The sequence below is a fragment of the Methylobacterium sp. C33D genome, assembly GCF_053345825.1.
Map to the genome: position 1 here is coordinate 40,817 of NZ_JBKFAV010000037.1, position 25,706 is coordinate 66,522.

At 67.8% G+C, this 25,706-nt stretch carries 28 protein-coding genes, 1 tRNA gene and 1 pseudogene; 11 read left to right on the forward strand and 19 right to left on the reverse strand.

Going from position 1 to position 25,706, the window contains the following annotated elements:
- Positions 1–22: 22 nt before the first annotated feature.
- The 7 genes from ACLBXO_RS24680 to ACLBXO_RS24710 form a co-directional block, all read right to left on the reverse strand.
- Complete coding sequence (locus tag ACLBXO_RS24680; protein ID WP_331315721.1) at positions 23–442, reverse strand: hypothetical protein; 420 nt, start codon at positions 440–442, stop codon at positions 23–25.
- Positions 439–831 (reverse strand): hypothetical protein, encoded by a 393-nt coding sequence (locus tag ACLBXO_RS24685; protein WP_331315723.1) that lies wholly within the window; start codon positions 829–831, stop codon positions 439–441. Before ACLBXO_RS24685 ends, ACLBXO_RS24680 begins: the two co-directional genes overlap by 4 nt.
- A 237-nt stretch (positions 832–1,068) precedes the next feature.
- The gene (locus tag ACLBXO_RS24690) at positions 1,069–2,442 is read right to left on the reverse strand and encodes an NTP/NDP exchange transporter (RefSeq protein WP_331315724.1); all 1,374 of its coding nucleotides are present in this window, start codon (positions 2,440–2,442) and stop codon (positions 1,069–1,071) included.
- Positions 2,443–2,550: 108 nt separating this feature from the next.
- A complete protein-coding gene (locus ACLBXO_RS24695) occupies positions 2,551–3,306 on the reverse strand; it encodes an NADPH-dependent F420 reductase (protein WP_447687015.1) in 756 nt (251 codons plus the stop codon).
- Positions 3,296–4,201, reverse strand: a complete 906-nt coding sequence (locus ACLBXO_RS24700) for an aldo/keto reductase (RefSeq protein ID WP_447687016.1) — start codon at positions 4,199–4,201, stop codon at positions 3,296–3,298. Before ACLBXO_RS24700 ends, ACLBXO_RS24695 begins: the two co-directional genes overlap by 11 nt.
- A 113-nt stretch (positions 4,202–4,314) precedes the next feature.
- The gene (locus ACLBXO_RS24705) at positions 4,315–4,653 is read right to left on the reverse strand and encodes a hypothetical protein (RefSeq protein ID WP_331315729.1); all 339 of its coding nucleotides are present in this window, start codon (positions 4,651–4,653) and stop codon (positions 4,315–4,317) included.
- A 74-nt stretch (positions 4,654–4,727) separates the two neighbouring features.
- Positions 4,728–5,183: a CHRD domain-containing protein gene (locus tag ACLBXO_RS24710; RefSeq protein ID WP_447687017.1), complete on the reverse strand. Its 456-nt coding sequence runs from the start codon at positions 5,181–5,183 to the stop codon at positions 4,728–4,730.
- A 260-nt stretch (positions 5,184–5,443) separates the two neighbouring features.
- Between ACLBXO_RS24710 and ACLBXO_RS24715 the strand changes: the two genes are divergently transcribed.
- A tRNA-Met gene (locus ACLBXO_RS24715) sits at positions 5,444–5,520 on the forward strand.
- On the opposite strand, the gene ACLBXO_RS24720 is transcribed toward ACLBXO_RS24715, so the two are convergent.
- From ACLBXO_RS24720 to ACLBXO_RS24750, 7 genes are all read right to left on the reverse strand, one after another.
- Entirely contained in the window at positions 5,499–6,653 is a 1,155-nt protein-coding gene (locus ACLBXO_RS24720; protein WP_447687018.1) for a tyrosine-type recombinase/integrase, read from the reverse strand. The two genes, ACLBXO_RS24715 and ACLBXO_RS24720, sit on opposite strands and share 22 nt — an antisense overlap.
- Positions 6,650–6,913, reverse strand: a complete 264-nt coding sequence (locus ACLBXO_RS24725) for a helix-turn-helix transcriptional regulator (RefSeq protein WP_447687019.1) — start codon at positions 6,911–6,913, stop codon at positions 6,650–6,652. Before ACLBXO_RS24725 ends, ACLBXO_RS24720 begins: the two co-directional genes overlap by 4 nt.
- A gap of 150 nt (positions 6,914–7,063) precedes the next feature.
- Positions 7,064–7,699, reverse strand: coding sequence for a lambda exonuclease family protein (locus tag ACLBXO_RS24730; RefSeq protein WP_447687020.1), 636 nt, complete (start codon positions 7,697–7,699; stop codon positions 7,064–7,066).
- A gap of 1 nt (position 7,700) precedes the next feature.
- Positions 7,701–8,498: an ERF family protein gene (locus ACLBXO_RS24735; RefSeq protein WP_447687021.1), complete on the reverse strand. Its 798-nt coding sequence runs from the start codon at positions 8,496–8,498 to the stop codon at positions 7,701–7,703.
- 31 nt (positions 8,499–8,529) lie between these two features.
- Positions 8,530–9,033, reverse strand: a complete 504-nt coding sequence (locus ACLBXO_RS24740; RefSeq protein ID WP_447687022.1) for a hypothetical protein — start codon at positions 9,031–9,033, stop codon at positions 8,530–8,532.
- Position 9,034: 1 nt separating this feature from the next.
- Positions 9,035–9,199: a hypothetical protein gene (locus tag ACLBXO_RS24745; protein ID WP_447687023.1), complete on the reverse strand. Its 165-nt coding sequence runs from the start codon at positions 9,197–9,199 to the stop codon at positions 9,035–9,037.
- Positions 9,200–9,647: 448 nt separating this feature from the next.
- On the reverse strand, positions 9,648–10,496 hold the full coding sequence (locus ACLBXO_RS24750) for a helix-turn-helix domain-containing protein (RefSeq protein WP_447687024.1): 849 nt from the start codon (positions 10,494–10,496) through the stop codon (positions 9,648–9,650).
- A 17-nt stretch (positions 10,497–10,513) separates the two neighbouring features.
- Between ACLBXO_RS24750 and ACLBXO_RS24755 the strand changes: the two genes are divergently transcribed.
- Positions 10,514–10,756, forward strand: a complete 243-nt coding sequence (locus tag ACLBXO_RS24755; protein WP_427510080.1) for a carph-isopro domain-containing protein — start codon at positions 10,514–10,516, stop codon at positions 10,754–10,756.
- Between the two features lie 29 nt (positions 10,757–10,785).
- On the opposite strand, the gene ACLBXO_RS24760 is transcribed toward ACLBXO_RS24755, so the two are convergent.
- On the reverse strand, positions 10,786–11,013 hold the full coding sequence (locus ACLBXO_RS24760) for a hypothetical protein (protein WP_447687025.1): 228 nt from the start codon (positions 11,011–11,013) through the stop codon (positions 10,786–10,788).
- Positions 11,014–11,306: 293 nt separating this feature from the next.
- Between ACLBXO_RS24760 and ACLBXO_RS24765 the strand changes: the two genes are divergently transcribed.
- The 7 genes from ACLBXO_RS24765 to terL all read left to right on the forward strand — a co-directional run bounded on the left by ACLBXO_RS24765 (position 11,307) and on the right by terL (position 17,572).
- Entirely contained in the window at positions 11,307–11,708 is a 402-nt protein-coding gene (locus tag ACLBXO_RS24765) for a hypothetical protein (protein WP_447687026.1), read from the forward strand.
- Positions 11,709–11,845: 137 nt separating this feature from the next.
- Positions 11,846–12,079: a hypothetical protein gene (locus ACLBXO_RS24770; RefSeq protein ID WP_447687027.1), complete on the forward strand. Its 234-nt coding sequence runs from the start codon at positions 11,846–11,848 to the stop codon at positions 12,077–12,079.
- Positions 12,076–13,539 (forward strand): DnaB-like helicase C-terminal domain-containing protein, encoded by a 1,464-nt coding sequence (locus ACLBXO_RS24775; RefSeq protein WP_447687028.1) that lies wholly within the window; start codon positions 12,076–12,078, stop codon positions 13,537–13,539. The genes ACLBXO_RS24770 and ACLBXO_RS24775 overlap by 4 nt, the downstream gene beginning before the upstream one ends.
- A complete protein-coding gene (locus ACLBXO_RS24780; RefSeq protein WP_447687029.1) occupies positions 13,536–14,651 on the forward strand; it encodes a DUF1376 domain-containing protein in 1,116 nt (371 codons plus the stop codon). The genes ACLBXO_RS24775 and ACLBXO_RS24780 overlap by 4 nt, the downstream gene beginning before the upstream one ends.
- A gap of 66 nt (positions 14,652–14,717) precedes the next feature.
- Positions 14,718–15,308: a transcription termination/antitermination protein NusG gene (nusG, locus tag ACLBXO_RS24785; RefSeq protein ID WP_447687030.1), complete on the forward strand. Its 591-nt coding sequence runs from the start codon at positions 14,718–14,720 to the stop codon at positions 15,306–15,308.
- A gap of 235 nt (positions 15,309–15,543) precedes the next feature.
- Positions 15,544–15,888 carry a hypothetical protein gene (locus ACLBXO_RS24790; RefSeq protein WP_447687031.1) on the forward strand — a complete coding sequence of 115 codons (345 nt, stop codon included), beginning with the start codon at positions 15,544–15,546 and terminating at the stop codon, positions 15,886–15,888.
- Complete coding sequence (gene terL, locus ACLBXO_RS24795; RefSeq protein WP_447687032.1) at positions 15,794–17,572, forward strand: phage terminase large subunit; 1,779 nt, start codon at positions 15,794–15,796, stop codon at positions 17,570–17,572. The genes ACLBXO_RS24790 and terL overlap by 95 nt, the downstream gene beginning before the upstream one ends.
- A 177-nt stretch (positions 17,573–17,749) precedes the next feature.
- Here terL and ACLBXO_RS24800 read toward each other — a convergent pair whose 3' ends face one another.
- From ACLBXO_RS24800 to ACLBXO_RS24810, 3 genes are all read right to left on the reverse strand, one after another.
- Positions 17,750–18,250: a hypothetical protein gene (locus ACLBXO_RS24800; RefSeq protein WP_447687033.1), complete on the reverse strand. Its 501-nt coding sequence runs from the start codon at positions 18,248–18,250 to the stop codon at positions 17,750–17,752.
- A gap of 143 nt (positions 18,251–18,393) precedes the next feature.
- Complete coding sequence (locus ACLBXO_RS24805) at positions 18,394–18,915, reverse strand: hypothetical protein (RefSeq protein ID WP_447687034.1); 522 nt, start codon at positions 18,913–18,915, stop codon at positions 18,394–18,396.
- Positions 18,884–19,645, reverse strand: a complete 762-nt coding sequence (locus tag ACLBXO_RS24810) for a TIGR04255 family protein (protein WP_447687035.1) — start codon at positions 19,643–19,645, stop codon at positions 18,884–18,886. The genes ACLBXO_RS24805 and ACLBXO_RS24810 overlap by 32 nt, the downstream gene beginning before the upstream one ends.
- Positions 19,646–20,057: 412 nt before the next feature.
- On the opposite strand from ACLBXO_RS24810, the gene ACLBXO_RS24815 reads away from it, so the two are divergent.
- Positions 20,058–23,300, forward strand: a complete 3,243-nt coding sequence (locus ACLBXO_RS24815; RefSeq protein ID WP_447687036.1) for a phage portal protein — start codon at positions 20,058–20,060, stop codon at positions 23,298–23,300.
- Between the two features lie 216 nt (positions 23,301–23,516).
- Positions 23,517–25,235: a hypothetical protein gene (locus ACLBXO_RS24820; RefSeq protein ID WP_447687037.1), complete on the forward strand. Its 1,719-nt coding sequence runs from the start codon at positions 23,517–23,519 to the stop codon at positions 25,233–25,235.
- A gap of 361 nt (positions 25,236–25,596) precedes the next feature.
- Here ACLBXO_RS24820 and ACLBXO_RS24825 read toward each other — a convergent pair.
- Positions 25,597–25,706: pseudogene (locus tag ACLBXO_RS24825) on the reverse strand (IS5/IS1182 family transposase); the annotation flags it as partial.

Genomic DNA, 25,706 nt, shown 5'->3' on the forward strand with positions numbered 1-25,706 from the left:
GGCCGGACCGGCGCGACGGACCTCAGTCGAAGTTGCGGACCTTGGCCGAGCCGCCGAGGCTGATCGCGGGCTTGGCGGCGGCGCCGGCGAGGCTCACCTTCTTCTGGCCGGGCGGAGTCTTGGCGCGCAGCTGCGGGGCAACCTCGGGAGCCGGGCGCGACGGCTTCAGATGCGCCTGGCCGTGGATCACCGAGCCGATCTCGCCCGCCACGCGGATCAGGTCGTCGCGCTCGCACGAGCGGGCGACCTTCAGCCCGAGCTTGTGCATGTGGCTCTTGCCGTAGAGGTAGGCGGCGAGCTGGGCGCGCTTCAGCGGCGGGATCTGCTCCAGGATCAGCGGCAGATCGAAATCGTCGGCCCGGTACACGGAGCCCAGAACCTCGAGGGTCACCGGGCAATCGACTTCGGGCTCGGCGCCGCTGGTCGGATGCGCTTGCGTCATGGATGCCTCTCGGAAATCGATGGATCGGGATGAGGCTCGGATGCCCCGGAGCCGGGGTCGAGTTCAACCCCTATCGGGACGGTGAGGTTCGCAATCCTGTCCTGCGCCGGCGCGGGCGTCGGTGGTGTGGCCGGTTCGGGCTTCCAGGCGCCGAGGCACCCGGTGCAGACCGATTCGATCACCGCGCGCGCATGGGCCTGCCGGCGAGCCCAGAGCATCTCCCGCGCCGCGCGCGCGGCCTCGGCGTCCGGAAGCGGGCGGATGCGGATGTAGAGGGGCTCCTGCGCGGCGACGGGTGCCGGATAGAGCGCGAGGAGCCCGAGCACGGCCATCGCGGGCCCGGCTGCGCGCCAATGGCGCCGCGGCGTCGACCATGCGGGTCCCGCCATGTCTGTCTCCAGCCCGGAACGAGCGCGATACCTCGCCCGTCAGGGTAAACCGCCTCTTAACGGGCGCCGAGGCCGCGCGGAACTTCACCCGGTCGTGCCGGTAGAACCTCGGGGGGCCGAGCGGGAGACGGCTTCATGCCTCAGATGTTCGACTGGATCTTTTTCGCGATCATGCTGCCGTTCCCGGCGTACCTGGTCTGGGACTTCATGCGGCACCGATAGGCGGGCCGGCGGCGGTCACCCGTCGAGCGAGGCCGCCGCGCGAACGACCGGGGCCGTCGGCTGAGGAGCGACGCCCGTCTCAGCGGCCTGTTCTGCGCGGCGCCGGTCCTGCGCGCGCCCGAGCCAGACGCTGTTCACGAGCCACGCCATCGACAGCGGGATCGCGGCGCCGGCCACGCTGGCGCTGCCGAGCCCCATGCCCTGGATACCCGTGAACGACCACGCGCCGACCTGATCGCCGAGCCGGTAGACCACCGTGTCGATGAAGCTCTTGGCCTTGTAGCGGTCTTCGCGCGGGACCACCGTGAACAGCACCTCGCGCACCGGACGGGCGATGGCGAAGTTGCCGGCCCGGCGCAGCACCTGGAACGCAACGATCACCCCGATCGTCGGCCAGAGAGCGAGCGCCGCGAAGCCGAGAATGCTGAAGGCCGGGAGGATCGCCAGCGTCAGGGCGACGCCGATGCGGTTCACGATCCGTCCGGTCAGGAACAGCTGGATCCCCAGCGTCAGGACGTTCACCGCCAGGTCGACGCTGGCGAAGAACGCCGTCTGCGCGCCGCGATCCGGGAAGCTGCGCTTCGCGATACCCGCCTGCTCGAAGTACAGGAAGGTCGACGTCACGGAGAACAGCAGCAGGAACAGTGATATGTTGAGCAGGTAGGGCGACGCGAGGGTCCGGGTGACGCCGGCGAGCACGCTGCCCCCGATCGTCCGGTCCTGACCGCCCTCGACGCCTCCGTCGCGACCCGGCACCTCGTGCAGCTGGGTCGACAGCGCCGCGAGCCCGCGCATGCAGAACACCGCGACTTCCAGGAGCACCACGGCGCAGAGCATCAGGCCCCAGGTCGGGACGTTCTTGGCCAGGATCGCGGTGGTCGCCGAGCCCGCGATGGCGCCGAGCGTGGCGCCGGCCGCGATGAAGCCGAACAGCCTCTTGCCCTGGGCGTTCGAGAACACGTCGACGATCGTCGCCCAGAAGATCGACACCACGAATAGGTTGAAGATCGACAGCCAGACGAAGAAGACCCGGCCGATCCAAACGCCCCACTCGGCGGGCGCGAGGTAGAGCGTCAGCGCGAAGGCCAGGATGTTGGCCGCGAAGAACCGGTAGGTGATCGGCACGAACCGCGCGCGCGGCATGCGCTTCACCAGGTAGGCGAAGGGCAGGTTGAGGGCGAGCATCCCCACCAGGGTGGCGGTGAACAGCCAGGGCAGGTTCTCGATGCCGCCGGCGACGCCCATCTGATCCCGAATCGGGCGCAGGACGTAGTAGGCGGCGAGAATCGAGAAGATGTAGGCCCAGGACCACGCCAGCGCCCGGCCCTCCCCGGGCTGAACGTCGATCAGGCGCGCGAGCGTGCCGCGGGCGGGGGCGGTTTCAGGCATGGGCCGATCTCACCGGAATGGGCTTCTTCCCCGGACGGGCCTCCCTCGGGGAAGGCTCGGTCGGGCCCCTCGCCGGCGCAGGGCGCGGCGAGGGGTCGGGCGACGCGCCTACTTCGCCAGTCCGAGTTTCTCGCGCATCTCCGGCGCGGTGACGTCGTGACCGAAGCCCGGGCTGCCCATGGCGAACTTGTCGGCGTCCTTGAGCGGGCCGACCACCACCGGGTCGAACCCGGCGTCGCGGACGAGGCCCTCGGCGACCGTCAGCGCCTCCGGGTCGTCCCCGGCGATCGGGATCGCCATGCGCCCGCCCGCTCGACCCTTGCCGCCGTCCGCGCCCTCCTTGGCGAAGACCTTGTAGTTGGCCGCGTTGAAGGCACGCACGATCTTGGCGCCGGGGAAGTACTTGGCCGAGGTCGCGCCGATCCCGTCGGCCTGGACCTCGTCGTAGAGCGCGCCGTCGCGTTTCTGCGTGGCGTTACCGGCATCGAGGACGACCTTGCCCTTCAAGGACGGTCCGATCTCCTTCGCGAGGTCCGGATAGGCCTTGTACGGGACGGCGATGAACACGGCGTCGCCGAACTTGATCGCCTCCTCCGGCGTGCCGGCCTTGGCCTTAGGCCCGAGCTCCGAGACCATCGCGGCGAGCTGCTCCGGGTGGCGGGAGGCGAACATGACCTCGTGGCCGTCCTTGACCCAGAGCGTCCCGATCGTGCCGCCGATGTTCCCGGCGCCGATCACTCCGATCCGGATCTTCTTCGGGCCGTCCTGGGCCGAGGCGGGCACGGCCGTGGGGACAGCGGCGGCCACGACGAGGCCGGCCGCCAGGGCGAGCGCCGTGCGGCGCGAGGTGAGATCAGACCGCATCGATGAACGTCTCCATCTGCTTGCGCTGCGCCGCGTCGGGCAGCTTGCCCCGCGCGGCCCCGAGGTTGTCCTCGACATAGGCGGCCTTCGCCATGCCGGGGATCGGGCAGGTCACGGCCGGGTTGCCGAGAACGTATTTCAGGAAGACCTGCGGCCAGCTCGCGCAGCCGAGATCCTTGGCGAATGCCGGCAGCTCCTTGCCCTGGACCGCCTTGAACAGGCGGTCGCGGCCGAACGGCACGTTGGTCATCACCGCCACGCCGCGATCCGCGGCCAGCGGGAGCACGCGCTCGGCGGCGGCGCGGTTGTCGATGGCGTAGTTCACCTGGATGAAGTCGAGGCTCTCGCGCTTCATGACGGCTTCCAAGGCATCGAGCTGATTGTCGCGCCAGACCGTGACGCCGACGTAGCGGATGCGCTTCTGCGCCTTCAGATCGCGCAGGACCGCCAGATTGTTGCTCACGTCGATCAGGTTGTGGACCGCCACCAGGTCGACGGTGTCGACCTTCATGCGCTTCAGCGATCTTTCGAACTCCGCGAGCGTCGCGTCGCGGCCGGTCGTGTCGACCTTGCTCGCGAGGAAGATCTTCTGGCGCAGCCCGGGCTCCGCCAGGATCAGGCCGAGGACGTCCTCGGCGGTGCCGTAGCTCGGGGCCGTGTCGATCACCGATCCGCCGAGATCGACGAAGGTGTTGACCGCCGCCTTCAGGGGCGCCACCGCCTCGGGCGTCGGTTCGACCTCGTAGCGCCGGGACGTGCCGATCCCGATGGCCGGGAGCATCTCGCCGGTCGACGGAATCGGGCGGCGGATCAGCGGTTCCGCCGCGGCGGCGAGGCGGCCGGCGAGCGGGGCGAGTGCGGCCGCGGCGATGACGGCGCGACGGGATACGGGCATGGCCGGCCTCCGACGGGTGGATGACCCGCCGGGAGATAGGGCGCTCCCGGGCCGTGTGCATTCTTAATTCTCACCCTTCCGTGAGCGACGCGGGCCGCTCCGACGGGGCGAGGCTAGTCTTCCTCCGGCGGGTCCTCGAATTCCGCGCCCTCGGTGTCGGGAGCGATGCGGAACCGGTACTCGTCGATCGCCAGGAACGCGCGGTGGGCGACCTGCGGGTCGATCCCGTCGCGGACGACCAAGGTCTGGAAATCGATGAACAGACGCGCGATGCGCGCCTCGTCCGGCAGCGTGGCCAGTGCCGACGAGCTGGCGCCGGCGCGCATCATGTAGCGCTTGGCCTCTCCGGCCGTGTCGGGCGCGGGCAGGACGACGACCTGCCCGGCTGTTTGCGGCCTCAGGTCCGCCCAGCGAACGGGCGTCCAGGCGATGATGGCGTCGATCTGCTTCATCGAAGGCTCCGGCAGGTGGACGGGATCCGCCTACCGGGCGCGGCCGGGCACGTCGAGGCTCGCGCCGTTCCGGATCAGGGGGCGCGCTCCAGCTGGCCGCGGAGCTCGCCCTTCGGATTCGCGGCGGTGTGGAGGTTGAAGTATATTTTCCCCGCCGCGAGATCCGCGGCCTTGGCGTCGTCGAGGGTCGCCTCGCCGGTGAAGGGGCTGCTCGCCGCCGTCACGGGAACGAGCACGCCGGCATTCTCGCCCGCCTTGGCCGGCCCGTGGAAATGGGCGGCCGTGACCGGGCCGGTGAGGCCGCTGTACTGGCCCGACCAGCTCAGGCGCTTGGTGGCGGGATCGAAGGTCGCGGTGATCTCGCCTTTGCCGGGAGACGCTGTCGCCGGGACCTCGCCGGTGCCGGTGAGCGCCGCGCGGTAGGTGACGTCCTGACCCGCCGCGGCGGCCGAGCTTGCGGCGAGCGGCACACCGAGGACGAGAAGGGCGGCGAGGCTGGTGGTCCAGCGATGGCTCATGCGCGCTGTCATCGAACGCTCCGCGATCAGACGGGCCTTCGGGTGGCCCCTGCGGGAACCTAGCGGGCCCGCAGGAATCGGACATGGCCGCCGCGGCGGCGCGAGGTGCTTTTCGGTGACAGCAGGGCCTGTCCCTGTCGCCCTCCCGGTCACGTGGACCGTCATGCCTGCGGGCGCGCGATTTGCGCACCGGAAACCGTTGACATCGCGTGCTCGCTCTCCCTATACCGCCGCCACTGCACGCGACGTCCTCGCGGACGCTCGCGGCTCGTGGCGGGGTAGCTCAGCTGGTTAGAGCAGAGGAATCATAATCCTTGTGTCGGGGGTTCAAATCCCTCCCTCGCTACCATCTAACTCCTTGTTTTTTCTTGCTAGACCGAACCCGCCTTCAGGCGGGTTTGACGTTTTTGGCGCCAAGGTTTGACGCCCGCTCGCGCTGCGACGCGCGAACTCGGCGTCCAAGGAAGACACCAGCGCCCGCATCTTCGGAGCCAGATCGGCCCCCTTCGCATAGTGGCGCGCCATCTCGATCGTGCGCTGGCCGAGGGCGTCGGCGATCGCACGTTCATCGTGGCCGATCTCGCGCAGCACGACGGCCAGGGTGTGCCGCAGCCCGTACAGGGTGAGACCCGGCTGCACTTTCCCGGCCTTCTCCAGTTTCAGCCGAATCGGCCGCCATGACGCGCGGAATCCGCTGAGCGTCCAGGGCTTACCCTCGGAGTTCGCGCACAGAGTCGGTGCTGTGTGCTCGGGCGCGGCAGCCAGGATCATCGCTAGCGGTAGCGGTGCGGGCCAGAACACAGGCTCGCCCGTCTTGGCGCGGCTCGTCGACAACTCGCCATCGCGAAAGGCCCCCCGCGGCAGGCCGAGCGCATCTTTCGGTCCGAGGCCGGTAAACATCATCAAGGCGACCGGAGTGAGGATGTGCGGCGGCGCAGCGGCCAGCACAGCTTCGCGCTCGGCGTCCGACCAAGGCCGATTGGCGTCGGGTTCGCCCTTCTTCTTGCGCAGATCCTTTATGCCGGCGGCAGTGTTTGCCGGCAGGTGGCCGCGCTCCGACCCCCAGGCGAAGAGTAGCGACAGCACCGCCTTCACGTAGTTGCCGAATCGACGGCCCTTCCGCTCCGCTGCGCGGTCTCTCACCTTCACCACGAACGGGCGCGTGAACCGAGAAAGGTCCGTGCCGTCGATGTCTTTCAGGTAATCGAGGACCTTCTGGTAGTCTGCGCGTGTCTGCGGAGCTAAGTCGGTGAAAGCCGCGTGCGCGCGGTAGGCGACGATCAGGCTGCCGAGCGTGCCGACCTTGGGCGCGGCGGCCGACACGGCGCTCTTTCCGATCCGGGCCACCTCCGCGAAGAACGCAGCGGATCCGAGCGGCGCCTTCTTCAGGTCGATCTTTTCGCCAGTCTTCCGGTGGTAGCATCGCATAACGCCGTGCCGATCCGCGAAGATCTGGAACCCTTTCACTCGAATGCGGGTCACCCGAGCCTCGCCAAGATATCTTCGTCGCTCTCCTGAACTGGCTCGCGTTCCGGCAGCGCCTCGAAGAAGAGGTCGACCTGGGTACGGTCCCAGAGCACGCGTGTGCCTACGAGTTTGGGCCGCGGCATCAGCTGTTCGCGCACCATCGCGTCGAAGGTCGTCGTAGACACCCCGACGTAGCGGGCCACCTCTTGGCGAGAGAGCCCTTTGGGCGCGAACGGAATTGTGGTCCGCTCGGGCGGGCGACCGCTATGCCGCACTTTCCCCTCCTAGGCGCTTCATCGCATGTTCGTGCTGGAGATCCCGAAGATCGAAGGGCGCATCAGACGCACGGTCTGGCGCTCGGCTGGCAATCTCGGTGTGGTGCTCGAGGAGCCGGCGCGGCTGTCGATGGTGCGGGTGGCCGGGCATCAAGCGGCCTCGGCCGTCCCGATGGCCAGGAGGGCCGCCATCCGGACCTCGACCTCGCCGAGGAAAGCGTTCACGGCAGCTTCGTCCTTCGCGATCTGGGCGTCGTCCCGGTGCAGCCGCTTCACCCACAGCCGCAGGGCCGGCGGTACGCTCGGATGCCACGAGGCGAAGTCGCACCACACCCGGCCCGTGCAGGCCATCTGCCAGCGCATCTGCGGCCGATGCTCCTCCGGGATCTCACCGGCGAGCAGCGTCTCCAGATGGGTGCGCAAGGTCGGGCACTTGAACTCGACGAGGCCGTCCCAGCCGACGAGCCGATCCGGGCTGGCCCCGGCCATCGCGATCGTCGGATGGTCGACGAACCCGACCTTCACGGTGTCGACGCCGTACAGGAACTCGTAGGCGTCGCAGGCCTGCGGCTCCCGCTCCGAGCCCTCGAGCATCGCGGCGGTGAGGTAGTGCTGCGTCGCGAGGCCGGTCAGGCGCTCGCCCACGAGCTCCATCAGATAGCGCTCGCGCTCCGCGGTCGGTTTGCCGTCGCGCTTGACCGCCAGCACGTCGGCGACGCGCGAGGCCGTGACCTTGCCGCAGCGGGCGTCCAGCCACTCTGGGCTGCCCTGGATCATCTCGGCCATGTCAGCGGCCCTCCGGCTGGGCACGCCGGGCGACGGCGCGCTCAATGGCGTCCAGGGCCTCGCTGTAGAGGCTTGCTGGAAGGTCGGGCACGCTCTCGACAGCGAAGACGCGCAGGAACTTGGCCGGCGCGATTCCATGCTCGGTGAGTAGGTTGCGCAACGTCTCGGCCTGCGCGTCCGAGATCACGTCCGCCGACGCGTCCGATCCGGACGCCCCGTCGGTGTCGTCCGGATCGTTGGTCAGGGCGATGTTGAAGACCTGCAGGACGAGGTAGCGGCGCGCGTAGGTGATCGTCGACCCGATGCCCTGGATGGGCGTCTTGTTGGCCTTCCCCTGTGCGCCAGCCGTGTCGGGCGGCAGATCCAGGTGGTAGACGCGCTCGTGCCCGGCCTCGTGGGCGCAGGTGCATTTCACCCGCAGATGCCCCTGGATCGGCGACGCCCCGGTGTCGAACGAGAGCGAGAAGCCGTGCCGCGCGATGACCGGCTGCGTGGCCCGCGCGATCGTTTCCAGGCGCGCGTAGGGGGCGCCGGAATGCGTGTTCCGGGCATCGCGCAGGACGCGCGGCAGCTCGGCCTGACAGGCCGCCATGGCGGCGATGAAGGCCACCCGGGCGCGCTCGGCACGATCCTCCCGGGCCATGACCAGGAATCGTTCGACCCGGTCGGGATCGACGTTCGGATCGCGCGCCATCCGCTCGATGATCGAGAGGACCGTGGCGCCCTCGCTCGGCGAGGCCGCTGTCACGGCCTGGGACGTCGCCTCGGTGGCGACGATCTGCATCTGCGGCTGGCTCACCGGCTGCTCTCCCCTCTCTCGCTGCGGGCGGTCACCGGCGCCGCCCGGTCGTGACGCTGCCGAGATCGTTCAGGATGGCGGCGCGGTCGGTATCGGTTTCGGCCAGCCGGTGCGCGTGCAGTTCGGTCACGGCTGGCGGCAGGCCATCGATCAGGGCCTGCGCAGAGGCGAGGCCGCGGACGATCGAGACGCCCCGGATCTCGGCGAGACCGGAGTCGTCGCGGCTCACCAGCATCACGACGGCGTCGCACAGCTCCTCGGCATCGACGACCGGGATGGGCAGGACCCGCACGACGTAGCGGCGGCCGGACCGGCCGCGCCAAGCGGACAGGGGCATGATGGGGCTCCCGCGGAGGCCTGCTGTGGAGCGGAGGCGCTCCTCGCGCGGTAGGCATTCAGCGGCCGCCCGATCGGCCGGCGCGATCTGGAGGGCGAAGCGGCGGGCCGCCTGCTGGTTGGCGAGGACCGCCGCTTGTGCGTCCAGCCGCTGGCGGCGCTCCTCGAGGGTCATATGATCGAAGGCATGGCCGGCCATGTCAGGCGGCCTCGCGGATCTGGTCGGCTTCACAATCCGCAATGGCTGCCAGCTCGTCGGCCTCCTCGGCCTCACGCTCCTCGATCCAGTGGCGCGCGGCCGCGATGCAGTCGAAGCCCTCGGCTTCGAGGCCGCGGGCGCTGCGAACCGCGTAGGCGCGATCCATAACGACGATCCAGCGGTCCTCAGACACGGATGGGAGGTGGACGCTTCCGCCCGAAGCGGAGGCCCCGAAGGTGAGGCTGATGTGAGATTGGGCGGCTTCGGACACGAGAAGCTCCATCGCGGCGGGCGATGCAGCTTTGTACGCATGGAGCGTACGTATCGTCAACGCATAAAGCGTACGATCGGACAAAACGTACGAACGATCAGGCCGTTTGGCCTGCGGGTACGTCAATCCCTTGTTGAGGCCTGCGCATGAGCCTGCGATCGGCAGGAACGGCCTGACCACCCGTCAGAATGATTGCCGGTCCATGGAATTCGGCCACGCTCTGAAGCCACTGCACTGCCGAGCGGCGCGCAGGCGGTGGCGGCGAGCGTCGCGGGGTAGCCGACAACGAAGAGGGTATCGAATAGGCCGCCGCGCACGTCCTCTCCGGATCGTGGCGTCGGATCTATGCCGGTCGATACCAGCCCGTGACGATCCCGAGGATGCGGACATGGTCCTCGCCGGCGCCGAAATCGAGCGCCTGCTGGTGATCTGGATGCGTGCTGTCCGGGTACAGGAGGACTTGGTCTCCGTCGGACCGGACCTTCTTGATGGTCCACTCGATGAAGTCGCCGCGCGACCGCTCGACATGGACGTATTTCCCATTCGGCGGTGCGTTCCGGCCCTCGCCGTAGCGCTGACAGATAGCATAATGCCCATCAGGCGCCACTTTATTAAGTGATGATCCAACAATTCGAAGGACGTACTGCCCGGCTTTATTGACGTAATGCTCGTTCGGGACAGAGATCCAGTCCTCCGGCTCGTCTAAAGACGGGCTTCTCTCCATCCAGTTGCTCGCATGTGCTGGTCCCATGACGGGCAACATGCCGGAACGAATCAGGAGGACGCTAGATGCTGAGTCCCGGGGTTCATGGGGCGGCAGCTTCAAAATTGTGGACGCTGCGAGAGGCATGGTCTCAAGCTGCGCCATCCACGCGCCGTGATCCGCGTCGCCGTGCACGAGCACGATCAGTTCGGCCGGCTGAATCGGCGGCGTCCCCTTACCGACAAGGGCGCGGGCGAGCTTGGCCGCCACCTTCGGCTGAAGCGACTCGATCGTCTGATCCTCGAAGTAGCGCTGGATGCTGGATCGGCCCCGGTAACCGGCCTCCCGAGCTACCTGCTCGAGGGACATGCCGGCACGCTCGCGCAGGTGGGCGAGACGTTCCGCGACGGGCCGGGCGCTGGTTGTGACCATGGCGCAGCTATGACGCACGGAGTCGTACGCTTTCCACGTTGACGTACGTACGCTCATTGCGTACGTATCGATGCATGACGCCCGCAGAGCGCATCATCCGGCGATTCGGTGGCATTCGACCCATGGCGTCGAAGCTCCGCGATACGCCGCCCTCGACCATCCAGGGCTGGATGGAGCGCGGCCTCATCCCGATCCGCCGAGCGCCCCAGATCATCGCCGCCTCCCGCGACCTCCCGCGCCCGGTGACGGCCGCCGATTTCATCCCGCGCCGCGACGCGGACGATCCGGTCGATGCCGCACGGGAGGAGGCTGTCTGATGCCGCCCGGTCCGCGCCCGCGCAACCAGCTACCGGCCGCCCGAGGCCTCGGCCACATCGGCGGCCTCGAGCAGAGCTGCAGCGAGGTCGCGAGCCTGACCGACGCGCATCCCGACCGTGTGCAGTACGGGCCCCGCACGAGCGCGCGGATCCTGCACGCGGCCGCCGGTGGTCATCAGCACGTAGGGGCCGCCCGGCCCAGGCAACGGCGCCACCAGGAAGCCGTTAAGCGCGTGGATCTCCGGTCCAGTCTCCATCCCGCTTGCCTCCCTCGCGGCACGGCCGCCGGCACCCGCGAATCCCTGCGCGCGCGGGCCGCGCGCCGCACCCGCAGACACCGCGCCGGCCCTGCCCGGAGCTTGCCGCTCGCCGGACCTCATGCCGGCTTCTTCCTCACGCCCCAGCTGCCTCGCTGGCCGCATCGCAGCCGGGGTGTCGCCGTTCTCCTCCGCCGCTTCCGTCGCCTCCCGTCCGCACGCCGTGCTTCGGCCCCGCCGAGGATCTCGCATGGAGGACTGATCGAATGCGGTCAAAATCGCGGTGGCGTCGCATGGTGACTGTGGAGCAGGCCAACGAGGTCGCCCGGGATCCGCTCCTGCGGCTCGTGTTGGATCGGAAGGATCGCACGGGCTCGCTGATGGCAGCCTACGACGATGTCGGGGGATGCCTCGGCCGCTCGCCGTCGTGGGTGCGCAAGGTGATCGGGCGCGCGGCCGACGTCTCGGTCGGTCTCCACGACTGGCTCAACATCAACACGCTCTGCGCGAGGCTCGATGCGGCGAGCGCGCGGCTGGAGGCCGCGACGGCGGCCCGAGAGGAGACGCGACGTGCGGTTCGTGAAGCTGCTTCGGTCGCTGGGCCGCTTCGGTCTGGCCGCGATCCGGGACCTGCGGTCGCGCCTGCGCGCGTGATGCCGGGGACGCTGGCCGAACTACCCCGCGCCCCGGGCTGAGAATTTCCGCCCCCCGCGGGGCGTGCCCCGCGCAACCTGGAGGCCCGCGATGGCCGACAACTCGGACGGTCCCCGGCCGCGGGGCGACATGCGTCCGCTCGCGTCCCTGGCCACGCCCGCGGTCGCGGAGTAGCCCGATGCGCTGGATCCTCATCCGCGCCGGCGCGGTGCTCGGCCGGGGCAGCCGCGAGACCGTGCTGACGCTCGCCGAGCACCACGGTCTCGTCTGGCACGCGACCTCGGGACGCTCGCCCGAGCCCGGCCGGGGCTACCGTCCCGACGGCACGGAACTGCCGCCGCGGCTCGTCCAGGGCGCCCTGATGCTTCCGGAGGCGATGCTGCCGGCGCGAGCCCGGAGGCGCGCGGCATGAACCTCCCGCACGCCATCACCGCGCGCCTCAAGGCGATCCGGCCGGAATACCGGGCACCCCCGCACAACGTCGACGCGGAGCAGGCGCTGCTCGGCGCGATCCTGGTCAACAACGACGCCTATCACCGCGTGGCGGACTTCCTGCTGCCCGAGCACTTCATGGAGGAGGCGCACCGCCAGATCTTCGCAGTGGCCGGCGCACTGATCCGGGGCGGCACGGTCGCGACCCCGATCACCCTGAAGACCTATCTGGGCGACGCCGATTTCGGCGGCCAGACGGTGATCCAGTACCTCGCGCGGCTGGCCTCCGACGCCACCACGGTGGTCAACGCTGGCGCCTACGCCCGCACGATCCACGACCTCGCCGTGCGCCGTCGCCTGATCACCATCGGCGAGGAGCTGGTGAACGGCGCCTATGAGGCGCCGGTGGAGCAGGCGCCCCGCGACCTGATCGCGGCCACCGAGTCTCGCCTGCTCGACCTGATCGACGCGGAGCCGGGCCTGGGCTCCACGGCGCAGAGCGCGGCGCAGTCCGCCGCCTGGATGCGCGAGCGGATCGATGGCCTGCGCTCGGGTCTCATCCGCTCGACCGCGATCCCGACCGGGCTGCCCGACCTCGACCGCGCCACCAACGGCGGATTTCAGCGCGGCCAGCTCTGGATCCTCGGCGGGCGTCCCGGCATGGGCAAGACGGTGGCGATGACGACGCTGAGCCGCCTCGCCGCCCGCGCGGCCGGCGTGCTCGCCTTCCAGTGCGAGGTGACCCGGGACCAGCAGATGGCCCGCTACCTCGCCGACCTGTCCTATCGGCACAACCGGCCGCTGCCCTTTGGCCGGATCATGGCGGCCGTCGACCTCGACGAGGAAGAGCTGGCGCGCCTCGACGAGGCGATGCAGCGGTTCGAGCGCCTGCACCTCACCCTGACCTGCGAACCCAGCGTCAGCCTCGCGCAGATCGCAGCGGCCGTGAAGGTCGAGAAGCGGCGCCTCGCCCGGCAGGGCATCGCCCTCGGCGTCGTGTTCATCGACTATCTGAAGTTCATCAAGGTCTCGGACCGGTACCAGGGCAACCGGGTGCTGGAGATCGGCGAGATCACGGGCAGCCTGAAGCAGCTCGCCAAGGCCGAGGACATCTGCGTGGTGCTGCTGACGCAGCTCAACCGCGCCGTCGAGGCCAAGGACCGGGCCGACCGCCGCCCGAACCTCGCGGACCTGCGCGATTCCGGCGAGATCGAGCAGGACGCCGATGCGGTGCTGATGCTGTACCGCGAGGCCTACTACCTGGAGCGCAAGCTTAAGGCCTCCGGGGGCGATCCCGAGATCGGCGCGCGCCTGATCGAGCGGCAGAACGCCCTCGAGCTCATCCTCGCCAAGAACCGCTCCGGCCCATGCCCCACCCTCGACTTGTGGTGCGACGTGGCCGCCTCCGCCATCGCCCAGACCGCACGAGGCCTGCTATGAGCCAACATTCCGACGCGTCCGCGCCCTTGCCCGATCCGCTGGTGCCGGCCGACATCGACGTGGACGGGATCCACGGCTTCCTCCTGCACACGGACCGGCTGTTCCATTCGGAGCTGTGGGCGCTCTCGACCGGCGACGAGTTCAAGGCAGCGGTCGCCCTGTGGTGCCACGCCTGGCGCCAGCGCCCGGCGGGCTCGCTGCCCGACGACGACCGGTTGCTCGCCGCCTTCTCCGGGGCGGGCCCGCGCTGGAAGAAGGTGCGGACGATGGCCCTGCGCGGCTTCGTCCTGTGCGCGGACGGCCGCTACTATCACCGGGTCCTGTGCGAAGACGTGCTGCGCGCCGCGGAGGCGAAGGACGCGCGGCGCGAGCGGACCGCCGCGGCCACGCGGGCCCGTCAGCGCAAGGGTGATCCCGAGACGACCCCGCCCGGCGGCGAAAAACCCAATCTTCTCAACGAACCGGCCGACCGTAACGATGGTCGTCACGATCAACGTCACGACCCACGCGACGATCGACGTGACGATACCGTCACGGTCGCCACGCGCGGACCGTTACGTTCACCAAGGGAAGGGGAAGAAGAAGGGAAGAAGAAAGATATACCGGCGGCCGCCTGTGATCCTGTACCCCGCGCGGACGCTGCGCCGCCCTGGAACAACCGGGCGAACTTCGACCGGGTCGAGCACCGGTGCCGGACTGCCCTGCCCCCGGGCTGGTGCCTGGACCCCGTCGTCGGTCCGATGGCGCGGCTGGAGGCGGACGGCCTCGACCTCGAGCGGGAGATCGTCCCGGCGATCCTCGACCTCGCGGTCAGTCGCCGCGTGCCGATCCGGACCTGGGCGCTACTGGCCAACGCGGTCGCCGAGTGCGTCGCCGCCCAGCGCCGGAGCCGCGCCGCGCAGGGCCTGCCCGCCGTGCCGCCGGCGCCGATACCGCTCGACGAGATGATCGACCTGCCCGGCGGCCTGCGCTGGCCGGAGGCCGACCTGCGGACCTGGATCGCCCGATTCCGCGAGAACCCGGCGACGTGGTCGGAATCGCTGTTCGGCCCGCCCCCGGGCCAGCCTGGATGCCGGATCCCGCCGCGGCTGCTGATCGGTGAGGCCGCGTGACGGCGCCGCGCAGAACCGGCCCGCGCCCTGCGGCCGAGATGATCGCGTGCGATCGAGGAGTGTGACATGGGTCGTAAGCGCGGAACGAACGGATCCCGCATCAGGGCCGAGCACGCGGTGATCGACCAGAGCCTGACGTGGTTCGTGGTCCACACGCTGCCGCTGCACGAGGCCTCGGCCGCCGAGGAGTTCGGGAAGCTGGCCATGGACTGGTGGCTGCCGCGCTACCGCGTCACCGTGGTCCGGCGCGGGCGCAAGATCGACACGCAGGCGATCTTCTTCGCCTCGTACCTGTTCGTCGGGCTCGACAGGCAGCGCCACGCCCGGCGCTGGACCGAGCCGCTGTTCGACAGCCGCCACGTCATCGACGTGCTCGGCCGGCGCGCGCCGCTGGAGATCCCGGGTTCGGTCCTGCAGGCCCTGGCGGATCGGATCGCGGGCGTCGACGAGACGGACCGGGCGAAGCGGCTCCGGGAGGCCGCGTTGCTTCAGGTCGGCGAGCTGCGCCGGATCTTGAACGGGCCGTTCATGTCGTTCTTCGCCGAGGTCCAGGATGTTCTCAGCAACGGGCTCGTGCGCGCGGAGGTCAGCCTCTTCGGCCGCGCCACGCCGGTCGAATTCACACCCGACCAACTTGGCGACCCGGTTGCGGCTTGACTTGGAAACCCGGATCTGAGTCTATCCCGATCGTGGACGGCCGGATCGTGAGCTGCGCTCTGTGGAGGGTGCGCCTGCCGGAACTACCGGATCACGTGTCAGCGTCGGGACCATCTGCCCACGCGCGACATGCACAGCCTGGATTCCGCGCGCGATCGGGCACCGCTGCTCCGCCGAGCGACCGTGATCCGAATCTCGCCGGCGCGACCCCGAATTAAATAGCCGTGGAAATTCGATGCCCCGTGGACGGCCGAAGGGCGCGCGCAACAAGGCCACGGCGGAGATCAAGACGCTCTGCCAGGAGCACGGCCCGAAGATGGTCGCGCGCCTCGTGGCCATCGCCAGCAACGCGAAGACGCCGGAGAACGCGGCGGTCGCGGCGATCCGGGAGATCCTCGACCGCGGCTACGGCAAGTCGACCCAGGCGCACGAGCACGGCGGCCTCGGCGGTGGCCCGATCTCGGTCGACCTGACGGGCGCAACCGATGAGCAACTGGCCGCGCTCGCAAGTCTCTTCGGTCCGCTTGCCGCCGCCGGCGCAGCTGCTGACGGAGATCCGGGCGGAGCAGGCGCGGCGTAGCGAGAGGGCCGAGCGCGAGCGGGTCCGGACCCGCAGCGCGTCGCTCGCCGGCTTCGTCCAGGAGGCGTGGCACGTCCTCGAGCCCAACCAGCCCTACGTGCACGGCTGGCACATCGAGGCGCTCTGCGCGCACCTGGAGGCGATCACCCACGGGCGCTTCCTCGCCCTCGGGCTGGAGAACCGGCTGCTGATCAACGTCCCGCCGGGCACGATGAAGTCGCTCATCGTCTCGGTGTTCTGGCCGGCCTGGGAATGGGGGCCGTGCGGCCTCGCCGGCCTGCGCTACCTCACCACCTCGTACAAGGAGGACTTCGTCAAGCGCGACGCGCGGCGCATGCGCGACCTCGTGTCGAGCGCGTGGTACCAGGCGCTCTGGCCCCACGTCGCCCTGTCCCGATCCGGCGAGATTTCCTTCGCCAACACGGCGACCGGCTCGCGCGAGGGCATGCCGTTCGCCTCGCTGACCGCGGGTCGCGGCGACCGCGTCATCATCGACGATCCGCACTCGACCGAGACCGCCGAGAGCGAGACGGAGCGCGAGCGGACGCTGCGCATCTTCCGCGAATCGGTGACGACGCGCCTCAACGATCCCGCGCGCTCAGCAATCGTGGTGATCATGCAGCGCCTGCACGAGCGCGACGTCTCGGGCGAGATCCTGCGGCTCGGGCTAGGCTACGTCCACCTGATGCTGCCGATGGAGTTCGAGCCGGACCGCGCCTGCCGGACGCCGATCTTCGCGGATCCGCGCACGCTGGACGGCGCGCTGCTGTTCCCGGAGCGCTTCCCGCGGGCGGTGGTCGAGCGCGACAAGATCCCGCTCGGCGCCTACGCGGTGGCCGGCCAGTTCCAGCAGCGGCCGGCGCCGCGCGCGGGCGGGCTGTTCGACCGGGCGGGGATCGGGATCGTCGATGCCCTGCCGCCGATCGAGAAGTGGGTGCGCGCCTGGGACTTCGCCGGCACGGTGAAGCGGCCCGGCGCCGACCCGGACTGGACGGTCGGCGTGAAGATGGGCCGCGGGGCGGACAAGCGGTTCTACATCGTCGACGTGGTTCGGGTGCGCGAGACGCCGGGCAAGGTCCGCCAGCGGCTGATCAACACCGCCGGCCAGGACGGGGCCGCGGTGGGCATCCGGATCCCGAAGGATGCGGGGCAGGCCGGCATCGCGCAGGCCGAGGACTACGTCACGGCGCTCGCGGGCTTCATCGTCAGCGCGGTGGCGCCGACCGGCGCGAAGGAGGTGCGCGCCAAGCCGCTGTCCAGCCAGGTCGAGGTCGGCAACGTGATGCTCCTGCGCGGACCGTGGAACGAGGCGTTCCTGGAGGAGCTGGGGATGTTCCCGGCCGGCAGCCACGACGACCAGGTCGACGCGGCCGCCGACGCGTTCAACGAGCTGGCCGGCGTCCTTCCAGGCGACGGGCTGATCGAGTTCTACCGGCGGGAGAGGGCGGCCGGGACGCCACCAGAACCACCGCAGCACGGATGGGCCATGTCACGCGGCGTCTTCGAGAGCGCGATGATCGAGTTGGTGGTCCCACTTGGAACCGGAACGGTGATCGGTCTTTCGGGTGCGCAATACACGCCAGATGCGTGCGGATATATCACTGTTCTGAGCGAGGATGCTTACCCACTCCGTGCCGCTGGCTTCAGTGATGTGGACAAGACAGCTTCGAACAAACATGAGTGAATATTTGCAAGAGTTCTATTCTGACAAAAAATTCGAAGCGCAGTTTTTCCTAGAACTGATGAAATTTCGCAAATTAACATCTTCAAATACTTCTGGCGCCGAATTGACACAGCAGATCGGTGGCTATCAAAATTTTACCACTGGTTCTGATTCAAAAACCACAATCATGCTAGAAATTCATGATTTCAGGTCCCTCAAGACGCTCTCTGCAATCTGCTTAGCCGTGGGGAAGTCGACTGGCCATACTTTATACGGCAGACTTCCGGCTGCAACTACTTCATCAGGATTGATGGATCTGGCCCCTTTGTCTGCCTTTATTGCAGCAATGTGCTCCTCACCAGCAACTCTCCTGAGATATCTTATAATAAATTCGAACTGCCTCACATCTCTCGGAGTGTCTGGCCATGTACTAAGATCAAGCAACTCAAATGCGTAAGTCCTAAGAACCGCGATTATGAAGGTAGCACATGTCAGTCCTTTCCCCGCCGGGGGAGGCAGCAGGCGCCCGTCCTCATTAAAAACGATGCCTTCCGCGTTGAAAGCATAAGGAACGTGAGGCTGCTGACGTCTAATGCGAGCTAGCAACAAGCTCAGTATCTCTTTGTTGTCTGGGTCTAGGCCAAGTTGGCTCCATCTAATATTTGCGTTTGCCTCTTCATCCTCAAGGCTGTGGTGCATCGCTAGGCCAAGCACTCGCACCGCACCATCTTCGGCCCGATAAATAAATGCAGAGTGCTGGCCGATCGAAGTGAGGGAGAGTGTCAAACCAACGTGTTCTACCGCATCATGCGACTGTTCTATCGGTTGCAACCCGCTCATGTTTAAACAAGCCCTTTGAGCAAAACGTCCGCCTCAAGACCCCTTTTTAGGAAATTGTTATGAACGTCTATTATATACGTCTTCCAATAGTTTAATCTTGATCTTACGGGATATGTACTTCTAGCCAAACCAAGGAGTATTTGACGGCTCGCGGCATCCACTTTTATAGTCTCAAGCGCTCGATCCAGATGTCGAAATTCTTCATTAGATATAAGATGATTTACACCATCTATTACTTCGCCCAGCCATCGCGAACCCGTCGCATCTGATGATCGAAGAGCCAAAAAAATCCATGTGATATCGATCACCGATCCGCTGGCAACAAAATCATCAGATGCATCTTGTTTCGCGAATATCTTCTGAATATCCATATACCCTGAGGCATAATTGATGAGTCGCAAATGGCTCATTGCTTCCGGCAATTGTTGTTCGTCTGCGCGAAGATAATCGACGCGGGTGTGGATGTGCGTGTCAGCTAGTGCATTTAACCTATCATACAGCAGGCTTGGGACCCAATGCGTCATGTAAGCGCTGCTGAATAATCCAGCGGAATGCGCTGCCAGCAGACTTGTTGAAATCCCTGAGGACTGAGAGGGTATCGTCAATTCCTTTGACTGGCTCATCTCTGAAAAAATCTCCGTCAACTACAAAAATAATCTCGTCTTTGGTTTTGTCAGATCTTCCGAGCCCAGTCCTTAAAGTTAATTTGTCCACCTCACCAATTTTAAAAAGATATGCCGCGCCAAGCTCAAGGACATCTTCGACCGGCACGGCGTCTTCATGCAGCAATCCCAAGGCAGACGAAATTATCAAATCTGACCACCTCAAGTCCTTAAGACCAAGCTTCTCTCGAGATATTATGTCAATATATCTTAGTCCTATTCTTGTAAACACCGGCACAGAATACACTTTAGACAGGCATCTTATGGCATGGTCGACATGCCTCGAGAACACTTCCCATCTTTCGTACGAGGCCGTATCTATAGATATTGCGTCACTTGAGAGAGATACTTTATATTTCTTATCTTCCGTAATGAAATCGTAATGAGTTCTTTTAGTTTGATTTGTCTCGCCAAAATTTATATGAACTACTTCTTTCGTTTCAACAAATGGATATTGATCGCCTAGTGAATGTTGAAAATCCGCCGGGATTCTATCATCGATAGCCAGAATCCTAGGAAATCGGATCTGGCAGATCACTTGGGCTAGCGGATTGTTGTCATAAATGACGCGGTCAGTTTCAGGAAATTTCATGAACACGCGTCCTCAAATATGCGCACTTCGATCGGCCTCTGAGCGGTAGCGGCACCCGCTCGTATCATCTCGGGCTCCATGCGATGGAAATAGGGCGTCAGAGTCAGCACGTCGCGCATCGATGCACGGTTCGTTGTGGATCGCAATGACAATCCCACGCGTCCATAGAAAACCTTTGCTGCCACAGGCGACTGACAAACGGGCCCGATCCTTACCCTCTGATAGAAAATTTCTGTGAGCTACCGGGCCGCGCTCTCGCGCCGCGAAAAGGCGATCGCATTTGACTTCCCCCTCACGCTGCGGCGTAGCGGGCATCTCGCTCGCCCCGCTGGCGTACACCCTCTCCTATGGCAGCGCGGGCTCTGCCTCGACGACCGGTCAGGGCTTCGACTGGTTCGGTCCGTCCGTGTCAATGCGCCCGTCCGCGCCCGCAGAGGTCGCCGGCCGCCGCTTCGACTATCCGACCGGCTACAACCTCAACACCACCGCACGGGCGTACGAGCCGGTCTCGTTCGCGCAGCTGCGCCGGCTCGCCGAAGGCTACGACCTGCTGCGGCTCGTGATCGAAACCCGGAAGGACCAAGCCGCTCGGATGAAGTGGGCGATCAAGCCCCGCGACACGGGACGGTCGTCTGGCGCGAAGGCCGCGGCGATCGCGGCTTTCCTCACCAAGCCCGACGGTATCCACCCCTGGACCGACTGGCTGCGCATGGGCCTGGAGGACGTGCTGGTCCTCGATGCCTGGACCACCTTCAAGCAGCGCTCCCGCGCGGGCGATCTCCTCGCCCTGGAGCCGGTCGACGGCGCCACCATCAAGCCGATCCTCGGCGAGGACGGCCGGGTGCCGATGCCGTGGGTGCAGAGCGGCCGGACCGTCTGGCCGGAGGCCTACCAGCAGATCCTCAAGGGCCTGCCGGCGGTGAACTACACCGCGCGGGAGCTGCTCTACCGCCCGCGCAACCTGCGCACCGACCGCGTCTACGGCTTCTCGCCGGTCGAGCAGGTGATGACCACGGTCAACATCGCCCTGCGCCGGCAGGTGATGACGCTGGAGTACTTCACCAGCGGCACCGTGCCGGACGCGCTGATCGGCGTCCCCGAGACCTGGGGGCCGGACCAGATCGCGACCTATCAGACTTACTGGGACTCGCTGTTCACCGATAACCTGGCCGCCCGGCGGCGCGCCCGCTTCGTGCCCGGCAAGGTCGCGCTCCACCAGACCAGCGAGCCCCAGCTCAAGGGCGAGTTCGACGAGTGGCTGTCGCGGGTGGTGTGCTTCGCCTTCTCGATCTCGCCCCAGGCGCTGATCAAGCAGATGAACCGCGCCTCGGCCGACACGCAGAAGGAACTCGCCGAGGAGGAGGGCCTCGCGCCGCTTCTCGACTGGATCAAGGGCGTCCTGGACGAGGTGATCGCCGACGACCTCGGCGCGCCCGAGCTGGAGTTCGCGTGGCAGGAGGACGAGCAGATCGACGAGGCCGCGCAGGCCGAGCGCCTGCGCGGGCTGACCGCGGGCGGGCTGATGCGCCTCAACGAGGGCCGGAAGATCCTGGGCCTCGATCCCGATCCGAGCCCGGCCGCCGACACCCTGATGGTGATGACCGGCGTGGGCCTCGTGCCGATCGACGCGAACACGCTGGCGGGCAAGAAGGCGGCACTCGACGCGTTCGGGCTGCCGCCCGCGTCGGGCACGTTCGGCGCCTCGCCGGAAGACCCGGATGATCGCTACGACAACTCCGCGGCTGCGGTCGCCAAGTTGCTCGGCAAGTTCGACGAGGCTCAGCCGCGGGACGCGCGCGGCCGCTGGACCGATGGGAGCGCAGGCGGTGATGCGGATGAGGCCGCCGAGCGCGCCGCGTTCAAGCGCACCGTCCTGCGCACAGCGATCGGCGGGGCGGTGATCGCCGGAGGCGCGATCGTCACGGCCGCGTCTGGCGGCACCGTGCCGGCCGCGGTCGAGGCGGCGGTCTGGATCGCCGAGAACTACCTGCTCGGTGACGCGCTGGTCACGGCTGGCCGCCACATCGGGGCGCATCTCGGCTACGACGACGACGAGGTCGCGCGCATGCTCGACCACTTCGCCGGCGCGGTCGGATTCGGCAAGGCGGCCGGGAACGCGGCCGCGGGCGAACGGATACGGGACCGGCTCAGCGAAGTGGTGGACGCCGCGCTCGACGCGATGATCGCCTCCATCCGCGAAGCCGGCCTCGACGCCGAACGCCGCAGCGCCATCGTGGCTGCCCTGGAGGATCTGCGCGGCCGCCTCACGGCGCGGATCGCGCATCTGCCGGCGCCGGCCCACAAGGCCGTCGGTGCGGAACTCACGAAGCGCCGGGTGTGGAGGCCGGCCGATCCCGTCCCTTTCGACCGGCCGGCCACGCGCCGGGCGATGCATGCAATTGCGGAGCGGCTGGAGACAGCCCTGGCCGCTACCCGCTCTGAGGTGGTCGAAGGCCTGCGCGGGCTCGACAAGCTCGCCAAGGCCGAGCCTACTCCAGACGGCGCCGACGTGCTGCGCCGCGCGCTGGACGAGTTCCTCGACGACCTCGACTTCACGGATCTACGCGCTGTCGCGCCGGAGGTGGCCGACGAGCTGGAGGTCGTCGCCGCCGATGCGGGCCGCCGCGCTCTGGCGCAGATTGGCGCCGCCAGCCGTGAAGAGCTGGTCGACCGCGTGAACACTCGGGCGGTCGCCGCAGCCAGGGCCCGGGCCGCCGAGATGGTCGGGATGCGCTTCGACGCCGACGGGCGACTCGTGCCGTCGGCCGACGCGCGCATGGTGATCACAGAGGCGACCCGCGCGCGGCTGCGCGAGACCATCGCGTCCGGTCTGGAGCGCAACCTCGGCCTCGACGCCATCGCGGAGGCGATCGAGGCGGACTACGCCTTCTCGGCAGAGCGGGCGGCGCGCATCGCCGAGTACGAAGTGGCCAGCGCCAACGGGGCGGCGTCGCTGGAGAGCTACCGGGGGGCTGCCGAGGACGGCATCGCGGTCCGCAAGGCGTGGTGGGCGGAAGAGGGCTGCTGCGCGGTCTGCCAAGCCAACGCGGATGCCGGCGCGATCGATCTCGAGGACGCGTTTTCTAGCGGGGACGACGCGACGCCCGCGCATCCCTCCTGCCGCTGTGTGGTGGTGCCCGTCGTCGAGGACGACGCTTCGATCGACAAGGCGTTCGACCCGTCGAAGCATCCGCGGGATCCGGACACCGGTGAGTTCGCGGGCGCAGGCGGGTCGGGGCGGGCGGCCAAGCGGCTGGCGGTGCGGGCCCTGGCCGACCGAGCGCATCAGGACGTGCTTGATCTCGGACGCGTTCACGGCGATCGCTTCACGGCCCATGCCGGGCGGAACGTGGATGGCTGGCGGCATGGCCTCACCGCCGAGTTCGTCCGACATATCGACCGACGGCACGGCCCTAGCAGCGGCGATCCCAATCCGATCGTTCCGATTGACTACAGCTACCTGCCGCGGCTGCTCCGGCATGGCTCGGTGACGCGAGGCGGCAAGACGCGCGGACAGGGCCTTCAGGGCGTCGTTGTCCGGCACACGATCCGCGGGCAGACCTACGAGGCGGTGCTGGCAGTGCGCAAGCGGACCGGATCGCTGACTCTGCACACGTTCTACAAGATCGGGGGTCAAGGTGGCGCGGCCCGCTGACGCCGCGTGCCCGATCTTGCGATCGCCCTTGGGCTTGACGTCCGAAACGGTCGACGGGTCCGCGCCTGATTAAGAGCTACGCCGGTCGCGGAGAGCATTCAAGCAACGTCAAGGCGAACCGCCACCGTGCCCGCGTGAAAGTCGAAGAATGACGCTGGGTCCACGTCAGAAACGACCGGTGGTCGATCGGAAACTATCCTCCCGCCGGAGCCCATCATGTCCGAGCTGTCCCTGTTCCTGCCGCTGACGAAGGTCGATGCGGCCAACCGGCTCGTCTACGGCCTGGCCACCGCCGAGACCCCGGACCGGGCCGGCGAGGTCTGCGACTACACCTCGACGAAGCCGCTCTACGAGAAATGGTCGGGCAGCATCGCCAAGGCGACCGACGGCCGCTCGCTCGGCAACCTGCGGGCGATGCACGGCAAGGTCGCGGCCGGCAAGGTCACGCAGATCGCCTTCAACGACGACGCCCGGCAGATCGAGATCTGCGCCAAGGTGGTCGACGACGCGGAATGGAAGAAGGTCGAGGAGGGGGTCTACACCGGCTTCTCGCAGGGGGGCGCCTACGCCAAGCGCTGGCGGGGCGAGGACGGCCTGATGCGCTACACGGCCGATCCGAGCGAGGTCAGCCTCGTGGACCTGCCTTGCCTGCCCTCGGCGACGTTCCAGGTGCTGAAGGCCGACGGCGCGGCCGAGACGCGGGCCTTCGCGGAGTCGGTGCGGATCGGCGCGCCGCTCGAGCCGACCAACGTGGACGTCTTCGCCACGGCCGAGGAGCTGGCTGCGGGGGCTGGCCGGCCGGGCGCGGTCGGCGACTTCGTGGCGCCGGCGCGCGAGGCCCTCATGAAGGCCGCTGAGGCGGAGGCGCTGGCCAAGGCGCGGCCCGTCCCCGAGGCATCGGGCTCCGCGCCCGCGAGCGAGGGCGAGGTCGAGCAAGTCTGGAAGGCCAAGGACGGCAGCACCTTCGCCAAGAAGGCGGACGCACTGGCGCACAACGCCCGCACCGAGGCCACGGAGGCCGCGAGGGCTGCAGCCGGCCCGGTGCTCGACGCGCTGTCCGATCTCAGCAAGCGGCTCGGGACCGTCGACGGGGACGCGACCGCCACCGAAGCCGAGGCGCAGCCGCGGCGGCCACGCAGGCGCCCGTGCGCCGATGTCGGCAAGGCGACCGATGGGTCGGATCTCGCGAAGGACCTCTACGGCGTGTCGCGGCTCGCGGTGCTGCTGAGCGAGATCAAGAGCATGCTCGGCTCGGCGGTGTTCGACGTGGTCTACGCTGACGGCGACGCGGCTTTGCCCCGGCAGATGAAGGCCTGGGCGACGCAGGGCGTCTCGCTCCTGCAGGCCATGGTGGCGGCCGAGATGGCGGACCTGATGGACGACGCGCCGACGGACGAGGCGATGGCGCTCGCCGCCGGCCCGCTGTCGGACACCGCCTACGATGCGCTGGTGAAGGCGGTCGCGGCCGACAGCCCGGCCGGGCAGGCGCTGGCGAAGGTCGGGGTGCGCAACAGCCGGACGGACCAGGAGCGGATCCAGCGCATGCACGACGACGCCTGCGGCCTCGGGGCGACCTGCGGCGATGCCGGGAAGGCGGCCGGCGGCAATCTCGCCAAGGGCGGCGACGCGATCGAGGCCGTGCGGGCCGAGCTCGCCAAGATCACCGGCCAGCGCGACGCGCTGCAGAAGACGCTCACCGACGAGGTGCTGCCGCAAATCGCTGCGCTGGCGAAGATGGTGGGGGACCAGCCCGTGCCGCGCCACCTCGTGGGCCGCGCCGTCACGAAGGGCAGTGAGGGTGATTCCGGTGCATCTGACATCCCGTCCGCGGATGCGATCCGCGACCACCTAGCCAAGATGAGCCCCGAGGCGCGCGCGGACCTGCTGATCAAGGTCTCACACCAGAACCCGCAGCACCTCCCGCTCGCGCGCTGAGGCGTTCAGATCCGCTACCTGCGTCCGGTGACGCGCGACGGCGTGCAACCCGACTCGGGCACCGGGATCGCCGTCGGCGCAGCTCCAAGGCACTCAAATGTGTTCGGTCTGGCAAGTTCGGCGCAATGCATCGATCAGACACCTCGGCCGACACCGGCATCGCGCTGTACGGGAATGCGAGGCGCGATGGCTCGGTTGCTGTTAGGAGCGGATCCTACCCTTATCGAGTGACAGGAGTGTCCCCGACCGGCTCCGTAACGCTTCTACCGATCAGATATTCGCGGCCTTCTCCGCGTCATCCCATTCGAGCGCTGGAACACCGATTTCTGCTTGAAGCACAATCGCTAGGGTTTGGACTCGATCAGCACCAGAAGGCGATGACGGCGGCCAGAGCGAGGGCCGAGGCGTAGTTGCGTGCGAGCTTGTCGTAGCGGGTGGCGATCCGGCGAAAGTCCTTGAGGCGGTTGAAGG

What these genes read in the sequence shown, in the direction of transcription:
- ACLBXO_RS24755 (WP_427510080.1), top strand. Translation starts at nt 10,514, where the DNA reads ATGACGCCCGCAGAGCGCATCATCCGGCGATTCGGTGGCATTCGACCC.
- ACLBXO_RS24790 (WP_447687031.1), top strand. Translation starts at nt 15,544, where the DNA reads ATGCCCCGTGGACGGCCGAAGGGCGCGCGCAACAAGGCCACGGCGGAG.
- ACLBXO_RS24680 (WP_331315721.1), bottom strand. Translation starts at nt 442, where the DNA reads ATGACGCAAGCGCATCCGACCAGCGGCGCCGAGCCCGAAGTCGATTGC.
- ACLBXO_RS24730 (WP_447687020.1), bottom strand. Translation starts at nt 7,699, where the DNA reads ATGGCCGAGATGATCCAGGGCAGCCCAGAGTGGCTGGACGCCCGCTGC.
- ACLBXO_RS24775 (WP_447687028.1), top strand. Translation starts at nt 12,076, where the DNA reads ATGAACCTCCCGCACGCCATCACCGCGCGCCTCAAGGCGATCCGGCCG.
- ACLBXO_RS24740 (WP_447687022.1), bottom strand. Translation starts at nt 9,033, where the DNA reads ATGGCCGGCCATGCCTTCGATCATATGACCCTCGAGGAGCGCCGCCAG.
- ACLBXO_RS24760 (WP_447687025.1), bottom strand. Translation starts at nt 11,013, where the DNA reads ATGGAGACTGGACCGGAGATCCACGCGCTTAACGGCTTCCTGGTGGCG.
- ACLBXO_RS24690 (WP_331315724.1), bottom strand. Translation starts at nt 2,442, where the DNA reads ATGCCTGAAACCGCCCCCGCCCGCGGCACGCTCGCGCGCCTGATCGAC.
- ACLBXO_RS24750 (WP_447687024.1), bottom strand. Translation starts at nt 10,496, where the DNA reads ATGAGCGTACGTACGTCAACGTGGAAAGCGTACGACTCCGTGCGTCAT.
- ACLBXO_RS24745 (WP_447687023.1), bottom strand. Translation starts at nt 9,199, where the DNA reads ATGGATCGCGCCTACGCGGTTCGCAGCGCCCGCGGCCTCGAAGCCGAG.
- ACLBXO_RS24700 (WP_447687016.1), bottom strand. Translation starts at nt 4,201, where the DNA reads ATGCCCGTATCCCGTCGCGCCGTCATCGCCGCGGCCGCACTCGCCCCG.
- terL (WP_447687032.1), top strand. Translation starts at nt 15,794, where the DNA reads ATGAGCAACTGGCCGCGCTCGCAAGTCTCTTCGGTCCGCTTGCCGCCG.
- ACLBXO_RS24685 (WP_331315723.1), bottom strand. Translation starts at nt 831, where the DNA reads ATGGCGGGACCCGCATGGTCGACGCCGCGGCGCCATTGGCGCGCAGCC.
- ACLBXO_RS24805 (WP_447687034.1), bottom strand. Translation starts at nt 18,915, where the DNA reads ATGACGCATTGGGTCCCAAGCCTGCTGTATGATAGGTTAAATGCACTA.
- ACLBXO_RS24780 (WP_447687029.1), top strand. Translation starts at nt 13,536, where the DNA reads ATGAGCCAACATTCCGACGCGTCCGCGCCCTTGCCCGATCCGCTGGTG.
- ACLBXO_RS24770 (WP_447687027.1), top strand. Translation starts at nt 11,846, where the DNA reads ATGCGCTGGATCCTCATCCGCGCCGGCGCGGTGCTCGGCCGGGGCAGC.
- ACLBXO_RS24820 (WP_447687037.1), top strand. Translation starts at nt 23,517, where the DNA reads ATGTCCGAGCTGTCCCTGTTCCTGCCGCTGACGAAGGTCGATGCGGCC.
- ACLBXO_RS24695 (WP_447687015.1), bottom strand. Translation starts at nt 3,306, where the DNA reads ATGCGGTCTGATCTCACCTCGCGCCGCACGGCGCTCGCCCTGGCGGCC.
- ACLBXO_RS24765 (WP_447687026.1), top strand. Translation starts at nt 11,307, where the DNA reads ATGGTGACTGTGGAGCAGGCCAACGAGGTCGCCCGGGATCCGCTCCTG.
- ACLBXO_RS24810 (WP_447687035.1), bottom strand. Translation starts at nt 19,645, where the DNA reads ATGAAATTTCCTGAAACTGACCGCGTCATTTATGACAACAATCCGCTA.
- ACLBXO_RS24705 (WP_331315729.1), bottom strand. Translation starts at nt 4,653, where the DNA reads ATGAAGCAGATCGACGCCATCATCGCCTGGACGCCCGTTCGCTGGGCG.
- ACLBXO_RS24815 (WP_447687036.1), top strand. Translation starts at nt 20,058, where the DNA reads ATGCGCCCGTCCGCGCCCGCAGAGGTCGCCGGCCGCCGCTTCGACTAT.
- ACLBXO_RS24800 (WP_447687033.1), bottom strand. Translation starts at nt 18,250, where the DNA reads ATGCACCACAGCCTTGAGGATGAAGAGGCAAACGCAAATATTAGATGG.
- nusG (WP_447687030.1), top strand. Translation starts at nt 14,718, where the DNA reads ATGGGTCGTAAGCGCGGAACGAACGGATCCCGCATCAGGGCCGAGCAC.
- ACLBXO_RS24710 (WP_447687017.1), bottom strand. Translation starts at nt 5,183, where the DNA reads ATGACAGCGCGCATGAGCCATCGCTGGACCACCAGCCTCGCCGCCCTT.